This window comes from Bartonella sp. AA126HLJHH, from assembly GCF_042197425.1.
GTDB lineage: Bacteria > Pseudomonadota > Alphaproteobacteria > Rhizobiales > Rhizobiaceae > Bartonella.
Window position 1 is genome coordinate 67,578 of sequence record NZ_JBHIRU010000010.1, and the last position, 8,105, is coordinate 75,682.

Annotated in this window: 6 protein-coding genes; 4 read left to right on the forward strand and 2 right to left on the reverse strand. The window is 36.0% G+C overall.

Going from position 1 to position 8,105, the window contains the following annotated elements; translation table 11 throughout:
- The first annotated feature begins 159 nt into the window (after positions 1–159).
- From ACFIQC_RS06250 to ACFIQC_RS06265, 4 genes are all read left to right on the forward strand, one after another.
- Positions 160–645 (forward strand): hypothetical protein, encoded by a 486-nt coding sequence (locus ACFIQC_RS06250; RefSeq protein WP_375706890.1) that lies wholly within the window; start codon positions 160–162, stop codon positions 643–645.
- Positions 646–2,856: 2,211 nt separating this feature from the next.
- On the forward strand, positions 2,857–3,300 hold the full coding sequence (locus ACFIQC_RS06255; RefSeq protein WP_375610680.1) for a hypothetical protein: 444 nt from the start codon (positions 2,857–2,859) through the stop codon (positions 3,298–3,300).
- A 146-nt stretch (positions 3,301–3,446) separates the two neighbouring features.
- Positions 3,447–3,596 carry a hypothetical protein gene (locus tag ACFIQC_RS06260; protein WP_375706891.1) on the forward strand — a complete coding sequence of 50 codons (150 nt, stop codon included), beginning with the start codon at positions 3,447–3,449 and terminating at the stop codon, positions 3,594–3,596.
- 1,380 nt (positions 3,597–4,976) lie between these two features.
- Complete coding sequence (locus tag ACFIQC_RS06265) at positions 4,977–5,750, forward strand: DUF4167 domain-containing protein (RefSeq protein ID WP_375611688.1); 774 nt, start codon at positions 4,977–4,979, stop codon at positions 5,748–5,750.
- A gap of 1,306 nt (positions 5,751–7,056) precedes the next feature.
- Here ACFIQC_RS06265 and ACFIQC_RS06270 read toward each other — a convergent pair.
- A complete protein-coding gene (locus ACFIQC_RS06270) occupies positions 7,057–7,506 on the reverse strand; it encodes a hypothetical protein (RefSeq protein ID WP_375702894.1) in 450 nt (149 codons plus the stop codon).
- Between the two features lie 45 nt (positions 7,507–7,551).
- On the reverse strand, positions 7,552–7,917 hold the full coding sequence (locus tag ACFIQC_RS06275) for a hypothetical protein (RefSeq protein WP_375613650.1): 366 nt from the start codon (positions 7,915–7,917) through the stop codon (positions 7,552–7,554).
- Between the last annotated feature and the right edge of the window lie 188 nt (positions 7,918–8,105).

An 8,105-nucleotide genomic window follows, 5' to 3' on the forward strand; every position in this document is an offset into this window, starting at 1 on the left:
AGGTTGTCTGAGGTTTTCTGAGGTTTTCTGAGGTTTTCTGAGGTTTTCTGAGGTTTTCTGAGGTTTTCTGAGGTTGTCTGAGAAATACAAGAGCCGTACAACGAAAAAAGAGATGCAAATGCCTTAATACGCGTTTAGCTTATAAAAAAGGGGGATATAATGGCACTTTTTCCATTTTCTATTGCTGATATTGATGATCCGGAATGTATTCGTGTGGTTCTTTATGCTAGCGGAAGAATGGGACATGCTCCTTTAAACGCATTGTTGAAGAAAGCATATGAAGATATTACAAAAATTGCAAAGCGCATGGATGCTTTAGAAAAAAAATTAAATGCTCTAGATCTTATCAATGTCGAACAGAAAAAAAATGAGAAAGAAGAGAAACAAGACAGTATTAATAGTGTTGTGAGTGGTGGAATAACGACACCAAACAGTTTTGTGAGCGCACCAGAAATTAAAACAGAATCATCGTCCGTTGGAGACATATTTTTTTCTCCAATATACGAGGCGCCAAAAATAGACTACAGCTCTTTTATTTCAAAATTTACAGCACATAAGCCGCTAGGAATATACAGTAGTGTTGCTCAAAACATCAGTGTTGAGCATTCTAGAGAGATTTCTTCTTTGTTAGATAAGGAAAAATAGAATAGAGTGATCATAACAATATGTATGGGGTGAAGCTATAGATCAGATAAACCTAATTTATATCTTCGGTGGAGCCTGAAATTGCACTTTGTTTGAGATGTTAAAAAATGGTAAAAATTGATAGAGAAGCGTTGTTGCTGGATAAGTTGATCATGCGTTGTTGGGGAGAGTAGGGCGCATATTGAAATCTAAGGGTAAGTTTTTAAAGCCTACAGAGTAAGGAGCTATGCCCAAATAGAAACGCATGGCAAAAGAAGCTTTAAAAAGATAAAAAATCTTGCAATCATTTTAAAAAGCTTTTGGATAGAGCGTTTGATGATTTTAACTCTATAAATAATTTGCGGTTTTTACGCTTTTTTAAAAGAGAAAAAGTGCAGTTCCTCGCAATTTTAATTTGTTAAAAATCCCATAAAAAGAAAATGTTAATTGCCAAAAGGACAAAAGCAGAAAAATGCCTATAAAAAAATCATGCGTATCGTTGTGTCTTTTCTTATAAAGAAGAGAAATGCTGTACTGTTGGAGCAGGCTTGAAGGCTAACGTTTCACTTGTTTTCTTATCAGACAAGATTGTACAAGCGGTTGTTGATTTGTCTTATCCTGTTTATGCTGTAAAGACTGTCCTTTCAGGTGTGATGATATAAGGCAAGTCTCTTTGTAAGAGCTTCCATGATACAAAAAGTGTTTTTTAAAGGGCGTGGCAAATATTTAAGGCAGGCTTATTTGTTGAGCTTTAAGTTTAAATCAATCACATACGAAAAAGCCAAATGGACCCCACTGCAATCTGGGCTGTTGATAGATCAGATTGGGTGAAGAATCTTCATCTTTTGAAGTGGTGAATGTAAGTTAAGAAAAACCAGCTTTTACAAGCGTAAAAGAACGGATCTTATTATAATTATGGACTTAAATCATGTGTGTTTTTTCATGGATTATATTGAGATAAAGCTACAAAGTATTTTGATTTATTTGATACGTTTTTATTTTAGAAAGTGTATTGTTATAAACAGCTCTCCTCAATACGAATGTATCATTATTTATACTCTTTTTGGATATTTTTATAAATATAATTAAAAAGCTTGCAATACTATACGTTTTGTGTATAAGTATTTATTATTGATTTCTTTTGTATTTTATTTAGTTATATCTCTATTCATAAGCCGCGCCTTTAAATGGTGCGGCTTTTTTTACTTTCTAATAACAGGGGCGCTATATATTTGTTATTGAGATGGCTTTGGATATTTTTCTCATTATTGTATTTTGTGATTTCATTTTGCAGTGAAATCTTTAAATTCTTGTGTGTTTTATCCCAATAGGGAAGATTCAAATAAAAATGCAGGCGTCTGGTTTCGGTTTCTTTGCTTTGGTTGGGGGGGCGTTGAATAGTTAAAGAATCTTTGTGACTGTTTGACGGAGAATGATATGAGGTGAAGCATAAAATGGTGGCGCATTTGAAGGGCCATTATCATACATGCCAGCATGGTCAAAAATGCAAATGTGTCTTTAACAGTGTTTGTTGATCTCGATTAGAAAGTCTATTCTTTTTTGTTTGGAGTTTTACATCTATAATCTCTTATCTTGTTTTAGCGACTGCTTTTTGAGGGGGCGGTAATAGAAGGCGTATAAGATTTTATATATGAAGTGTTTGTGTGGTGAATAACGGTAAATCCATTGAGCACTCCCATCTTTACGCTTATGTAGAGGCAAGCCCGCACCATCATTGTATTTGCTCGCTCCCAATATTACGACAGCCTTGGTTCGTGAGACGATTCATAAGAGGCATATGCCTTTCTTATACAGTTTTTAATCCACATACCAGTTCCGCTTGTAACTTGTAAGCAACATGGTTTTGGTTGATTTAACATAAACAGGTTTGGAATGAGAGAATCCTATGGTGTTCGGGTTTCTCATTCAACATGTAAAACAATAAATATTCTTTATAAATCAATATGACATGTCTTAACAAAGACGAATTGTTTATAGATCCGCATGGATGAAGAATCTTTGTCTTTAAAAGTGGTGAGAGAAAATCATCAGCCCTATTTTTTCATAAAGGGCATGAGAAAAGTGTTTCATAAGAATTATACGATAAAAAAGAGAGTCTTTTGACATAAGAGTCTTGATCGTTTGCGGCTATAACCTGTATTGTGTACACAGATACTTCTATCATTTTTTGCTGTAAAAGCTTCTCTTGGGATATTAAAGGGTACAATCTTTATGGAAAAAAGAATCCGAGCAAGACAAAAGGCTTATTTCAAAAGATTATATCGCAAGATTGCTTTTGTTTGCATAATACTTTTTTGTATAGTATTTTTGTGTTTTGTTGTTGCAAAGGTGGTTAGTTATTTTTCTTCTCATAAAAAAGTAACACAACAAGCACCCGTTGAATTGGTTATTCCTGTTTTTGATCTACGCGTATATTGCAAGGAAATTTCTGCTTCTGTTATGCCCGATATGAAAAGAGAGGTTTATCAGCATTGTCTTAATTTGGAAAGTGAGGCCTATTTTGCTATTCGTGAAATGTGGGATAAGCTTTCTGATAGTGCTAAAAAACAATGTTTGACGAGGGTCCGTCCTGGGGATGGAAATTATTTTCTCTTACGAGACTGTTTTCTGAATGAAAGAGAAAATAAAACAGGCAAAAGGCGCAATTACTTTTAAGTTTTTATATGGAAAGTTAAAAGGATGCGAATTTTGACAAAAAGATAAAAGCCTCTTAAATGACTATCTGCCTCATGACCAATAGCAGCTTGATTTATTTATCTTGTTATATCGCACTTCTTATTTAAGGTGTGGCGACATAAGGTATGGATGGCCTCCTTGAAATGTTTAAGGGGGCGTGGTGGAGTTTCAAGAGGGTTTGTTGCGCTTTTTTAAGGGAAATAACGAGTGTGGGAAATCCATTTCGTAATGGTTTTGGTGAATGGTATAATGGTAAAACCCTCATGAATGTATAAAATTTATAGAGCATGTTCATCTTTATGGTTTGAAAAAGAGTAAGCCAGTACTATCTCACATTTTGCTCGCTCCCAATGGTGCCTGTCGACAGCCCTTTAGCCTTAGAGACGGTTCATAAGAGGCACTTTTAGTCTTTTTATCGTTTTTACTCCACGCAGGTTTTCCCACATGTAACATGCAAGAAAAAGAGATTGATTCAACAGCAAACAGATTGAGGATGAAAAATCCTACGATATTAATTTTCTTACTCAACACAAAAAATATGAATTACCATTACAAATCAATTCAGTGTATGAATTTTATAAGTATTTTCATTGTTGACAGACCAGTGTGATTTGAGAATCTTCCTTCTTTGAGGGTGTAAGTCAATAGACATGACAAAAATGAGTAAAAAACATTCCTTTTATAAACATTTACGGCTTCTTCATGCGTAAAGCGCTGTGCTGGGTTTAAAAATGTGCTTGTTTTATAATTCTAGTTTTCTTTATCAGAAAAGATAAGTAAGGAAATACGTTAGGCCATTCTTATTGATAGGCTTTGAGGAGGGTATTTTTTTGAGAAGAAGCTGATTTTTAAAAAGTGTGACATATTGGTCGTTTTTTTCATAATTTGATATTTTTTTGTATTTAAATATTTTGTTTTTAAGCTCAATTTGTTATAAATAAAAACTGTGATTAACTTAAAAACTCTATGGGTTAAAATAAAAATTGATAGTATCATTGACTTGTTTGGGAAAGAAGATTGATCTCTTGGTGATTATAGGGCTTGAATAATACTTCGTGTTAATCTATCTATAAAAATTAAGAGGTTTTGTGAGGCGATCGTGGATTATCGCTCGCAAGGGGTTGCTTTAGCGATGAAGAGAGGCTATATTTATAAAATAAAGAGGTTCGCGCAGTGACTCGTTGGGATGGAAGTGCTTGTGAGTTAAATGCACGAGGGGGTAGAGAATATCGGCGTTTTTAGGAGCGGTGGTTTTAGAGCAAAAAAGGAAGCTTCTACTATTCTCTGGCAGGAATTTTTTCTTTGTCAGGTGTGTTATATGTGTGTTTTCCTTTTTGTTTTCCACAAGATAATTATTTTTTTTAGTGAAATATGGTTTATTTTAAAAAAAACACTTGGCATTTTACGTGAACATCATTAGGTTTCTGCTGTTTGACAGAGAAAAAGGGAATTTTTGATTTACGATTTCCCTGCTGTTTTGTGATTTTCAAGAAAATATATGCTTTTATCAATATCAGTAGGGTTCGTTTGAGTGAAATAAACGCGGATAGCTTGATAATCGTATGTTAAACATGATCAGCATTATCAAAAGATAATGTAATGAGGAAGCGTCAATTAAGACACACATAAGACAAACACTCCAAAAAGGGATAAAGATGAGGCCACAACAAAATAGACGGGTACGCGGTCGCAATAATAACAATAATGGTAATAACAATAATAATCGTCGCGGTCCTAATCCGTTGTCTCGCAATTATGAAAGTAGCGGTCCGGATGTTAAAATTCGCGGGAATGCTCAGCAAATTGCCGATAAATACATAAGCCTTGCGCGTGATGCACAAGGTGCAGGTGATCGTGTTATGTCGGAAAATTATTTACAACATGCCGAGCACTATTTGCGTATTATTTTAGCAGCAGCTGGGCAAATGTCTCAATCGGTTCGGCGTGATGAAAATCGTGGTGATGAAAACGAAAATCGTGATGAAAACAATGGGCAAGAATGCGGTGAAATAAATCTTGACGGTGAAAAAAAGGATGCTGTCGAGGGTGATACAGATGTATTACAAATGTCGTCGCAAAAAAATGGCAATGGCCAATATGATAAAGCGCAAAATGGGGATGCGCGTGAAAACGCTTTAGAGGCTCTATCGGATGAAAAAACAGATCAAGAGCACTGCCTCTCTGAGAAAAATGTTGAACCTGTCAAAAAAATACGTCGTTCTCCCCGTCGACGTACTGTACGGACTCAAGATGAATCATCTCTTGAGCTTTCACTTACAACAGCAGAAAGCTCTAGCAATGGAGATGCATCAACAGCAACAAAAACAGCAACAAAAGAGGATTCTTCTTTGCCTGGATTAGGTGAGGGGATACAGAGAAAACCACGCCGTCGCCGAGTGGTCAATCTTGAGGCAGAGGAAAATGTTTAAACCTGAAGGGTGCTGTGTAAGCGCGCTTGTGTGGTGATGTTATTGGTATCATGATAATAAATTATAATATACTCAAGAAGCTTCTTGCGCTTTCCTTGAGTTTTCACGGGGCTGTATTGAGACTTAACGAAGGCTGTTGACAGAAAAGATTGCCTCTTTGCTGAGATTTAAGTAAGCGGATACAGAGAAAACCACGCCGTCGCTCAAGTGGTCAATCTTGAAGCAGAGGGAAATGTTTAAACCTGAAAGGTGCTGTATAAGCGCTTGTGGTGATGTTATTGGTATCATGATAGTAAATTGTATATACTCAAGAAGCCTCTTGCGCTTTCTTTGGATTTTCACGGGCAGTATTGAGACTTAACAAAGGGTGTTGACAGAAAAGATTGCCTCTTTGCTGGGATTTAAGTGAGGAAATACAGAGAAAACCGCATCCGTGTATTTTAAGAGGCAGTTCTTTTATGAAGAACGCAATGTCGTTGTTTTATTTAATTCACACTTATATTTAATATTATTCAATGTATTCATGCCCATTTCGCACTGGTGTTCATGAATTCTATCATGTGAAATTCATCGGCTATCTTTGCTTAATAAAAGATGTAAGCTGGGCGTTATTGCTTTAATTTTCAATGTTGCAACAGTTCTTCTTTTGATACCGGATCATTCATAAGAGGTATTTTTATTCATCCATTTCCTTGCTGGGATATGTAAAGAAATGATTTTGATTCAGTTTCTTACGAACAGATTTGAAAGGGAGAATCTTACAGTATTTGAGATTCTCGTTTGACATGCAAAATAAATCATCACTATAAATTAATATGTTGAATTTTTGCACTCAAGAAGAGGTATTTCTTGCACGTTCATTAGCTTTTCCCAAGTGATGTCATTTTCTGAAAATGGGAATGCGTTGACAGAAAGGTTTCTTCTTTTCCAAGATTTAAGTGAGGGGATACAGTAAAAAACGCGCCGTCGCCCGTGTGGTGGATATTTAAGACTTATCACATTAATTTATAATAATAATTCATTGTTTTGAATGTTAGGTGAGAGCTCCTAAACCCCTAGAATTCTCTCATTTGCAAATTTGTTCCATGTTGGATCAACAAAAACCATTCGCTTGCACGTTGCAAACGGGGAGAGCCCGTGTGGATAAATTTTATAATAAAGGAATAAAATGGCTCTTATGAACTCTCTCTAGCGCCAAGGATTGTCGGCAACACCCACGCGCTGGTAAAGCGTGTGATAATGCCGGCTTGCAGAAAATGTTTAAACCTTCAGAATGCTATGTCAGCGCTTATTGATGTTAGTTTTCTTAATGAGGCATTATCTTCGCTCTCTCTTTTGTTGTTTCAACAGAAAGAATGGAGACAAGTGCACCGGTATGATAATTGTAAATCATAAATTTTGTTTGTCCATCAGGGGTTAAAACTTTCAGTACAATATTGTGTTCTGAGAGGCTTTGCGACAAAATCTGTGTTTTTTCCGGTAGAGAGAGCGTATGATGGATAACGTGTGGGTTTTTGCTGAGAGAGGAAGATAGCTCTGTTTGTTTTGGCGCTGATCCGGTTTTTATCACTTTATAAACAATTAAAAACAGTACGGTTAGAATAAGGAAAAGCGTTATTAAAACGGAAATAATCATTAAACCCATAAGTTTTTTTCTCACTCGTTCTACGGCAGGGTCTAAAGGGAGATCTTGAGGCGGAGAATTTTGCTCTGTGTGATGGTCTTTTGAAGGGTGCATTCGCTTATTATCCATCATGTCTTTCATTGATTATTTTTTTTGAGATCTGATGGGTTTATGCTTTTAAAGTTTTTTGTGCAAGAGGTTTGTGGAAGAAGAATGTAAAAGAGGAAGCGATGTTGGTAAAATATCTTCTTTGTGTACTGTAGACAGCTTGTCCTTTACGTTTTGGCTTTTAAGCAGGAAATTTCCATGGTTTGTTACAGACCAGATCAAGTTTACTTCTTGTTGATGTAAACTGGGTTGTACGTTTATACATTGAGCAAAAATTTGTTGTCCATAAAGTGCAAACTTTTTTGTGGACGGGACCATGGCCTGTTCACAAGCTTGAGCCGTGGGATAGATTTTAACCATTGTATTGTTCGAATAGCAACTATTAAAATCATCTGTACATGAAACTAATAAGAGGATAAAAACAAGGGGATTCATCAATTATTTTCCAAATGACAGGTTGACAGAGCGGACTCCAATTTGTCAGCCTAGGGGCTTCTTCACTGTTAAACGGTTTCACAGTTTTTTAGTTCCCCTTTGAGATGCGTTTTCCCCTTTGAGATGCGTTTTCCCCTTTGAGATGCGTTTTCCCCTTTGAGATGCGTTTTCCCCTTTGAGATGCGTTT

Bases quoted from the DNA above. Each gene is read 5' to 3' on its own strand.
- ACFIQC_RS06265 (WP_375611688.1), top strand. From the start codon at position 4,977: ATGAGGCCACAACAAAATAGACGGGTACGCGGTCGCAATAATAACAAT.
- ACFIQC_RS06250 (WP_375706890.1), top strand. From the start codon at position 160: ATGGCACTTTTTCCATTTTCTATTGCTGATATTGATGATCCGGAATGT.
- ACFIQC_RS06255 (WP_375610680.1), top strand. From the start codon at position 2,857: ATGGAAAAAAGAATCCGAGCAAGACAAAAGGCTTATTTCAAAAGATTA.
- ACFIQC_RS06270 (WP_375702894.1), bottom strand. From the start codon at position 7,506: ATGATGGATAATAAGCGAATGCACCCTTCAAAAGACCATCACACAGAG.
- ACFIQC_RS06260 (WP_375706891.1), top strand. From the start codon at position 3,447: ATGGATGGCCTCCTTGAAATGTTTAAGGGGGCGTGGTGGAGTTTCAAG.
- ACFIQC_RS06275 (WP_375613650.1), bottom strand. From the start codon at position 7,917: ATGAATCCCCTTGTTTTTATCCTCTTATTAGTTTCATGTACAGATGAT.